4 protein-coding genes are annotated in these 1,488 nt (G+C 33.3%); all 4 read right to left on the minus strand.

The genetic code is table 11. The features are described from left to right. On the minus strand, nt 1–465 hold a 465-nt coding region (locus ACLOR3_RS10625), incomplete at its 3' end, for an Asp23/Gls24 family envelope stress response protein (RefSeq protein ID WP_412037216.1). 15 nt (nt 466–480) lie between these two features. Further along, the gene (locus tag ACLOR3_RS10630; RefSeq protein ID WP_126403695.1) at nt 481–651 is read right to left on the minus strand and encodes a DUF2273 domain-containing protein; all 171 of its coding nucleotides are present in this window, start codon (nt 649–651) and stop codon (nt 481–483) included. Between the two features lie 11 nt (nt 652–662). Continuing rightward, nucleotides 663–1,229, minus strand: a complete 567-nt coding sequence (amaP, locus tag ACLOR3_RS10635) for an alkaline shock response membrane anchor protein AmaP (RefSeq protein ID WP_411401007.1) — start codon at nt 1,227–1,229, stop codon at nt 663–665. A gap of 79 nt (nt 1,230–1,308) precedes the next feature. Next, a partial coding sequence (locus ACLOR3_RS10640; protein ID WP_412037217.1) for a GlsB/YeaQ/YmgE family stress response membrane protein occupies nt 1,309–1,488 on the minus strand: 180 nt, incomplete at its 5' end.

Raw genomic sequence — 1,488 nt, forward strand, 5'->3', positions numbered from 1 at the left:
ACCTGTTGATTCAACTACTCCAGTTACACGATCTTGCAAGCTTACTGAATCTGCTTCGTGTTGTTCTTTCGTTTTAATATCAACAACATTCACGTTCACTTCAATAACTTCCAAGTCAGTGATCTTAGAAACTTGTGATGCAACTACTTCTTTAATGTGTTTGTACAAGTCAGGAACATTCTTTTGATATTCCACTACTACATTCAAGTCAACAGCGACTTGTTCTTTACCAACTTCAACGTTGACTCCATTGGCAACATTGTCAGTATTGATGATCTTATCAGTTAGATTAGAGAAAAATCCTCCATCTACAGCCAACAAGCCGTCTACTTTTTCTAAAGAAAGTCCGATGATTTTTTGAATGACTTTATCTTCGTAAGTCAATTCTCCTTTTACTGCATCTACTTTTTTAGTAGCTTCTTGTTTATCTACATTTGTTGTGTTTACATTTTTTTCGTTTGACATATTGAAACTCCTTTATTATTTAAATAGTCCTTTTTGTTGTATATAATATCCAACTCCAGCTCCTAAGACGGCGAAGATTAAAACAAACAATGTTTTAAAGAACCCATAGGACAGGATGCAGCAAGCTAAAAGAACACCTGCTAATCCAGACAGTAGTGGATACTGGTATTTTTTAAACCATTCCATTTTTTACTTCCTTACTTTACACGACTCACAGGTTTTTTTGTTGGTGTTTTAGGCTTATAATCTTTTACAGAAACATCAAGCTTAACACCATGATTCATTCCAAAAAACTGTGTTAATCCATTACCGATTTCATCTTTTATAGACTGAGTTCGTTTAATAATATTATCTGAAGGAAGAACTTCTCCTTCCACGTAAACTAAACATTTATTTTTCCGACTATTCACACGAACTTTAGGATTCTTAATGAAGTTATTTTCATTAACTACACTACGAACAAATCCTTCAATAGCAGAATTTTTTAGTTTTAGCTCACCACCAGCATCTTCTAACTTTATCTCTAAATGTTGTTTAGGATAAAAGATGATTACTAGCATGAATAATAAAATTAAAATTGAGAGAACCAAGGTACCCCAGAAAAGATATCTTGAAAGATAATATCCTAAAAAGGAAATTCTCTTCCAGTTAACTAAGTGAAGTCCTAAACCGCTAACTTTATGGTAATCTAGCAAAATAGGAATCAAAATTGTCAAGATTAAAATACAAAATATAAGAGAAAGTATTTTCTTAGATTTTGACATATTGAATCCTTTCATGAATATAATCAAATCATAACCTTGCCCTGTCTTAAAGATTATGATTTATTCTTGAAAAAGAACATTATTCTTTTTTCCCTAAGAAAAACGACACTACGGAAACCACAATAACTGCACCCGCAATAGAAGGAAGCAAAGCCATACCTGCTAAAGACGGACCCCAGGATCCCAGAAGGGACTGTCCAACTGACGAACCAATTAAACCTGCTAAAACATTAGCAATCACTCCCATAGATCCACCTTT

The organism is Streptococcus intestinihominis, assembly GCF_046824975.1.
GTDB lineage: Bacteria > Bacillota > Bacilli > Lactobacillales > Streptococcaceae > Streptococcus.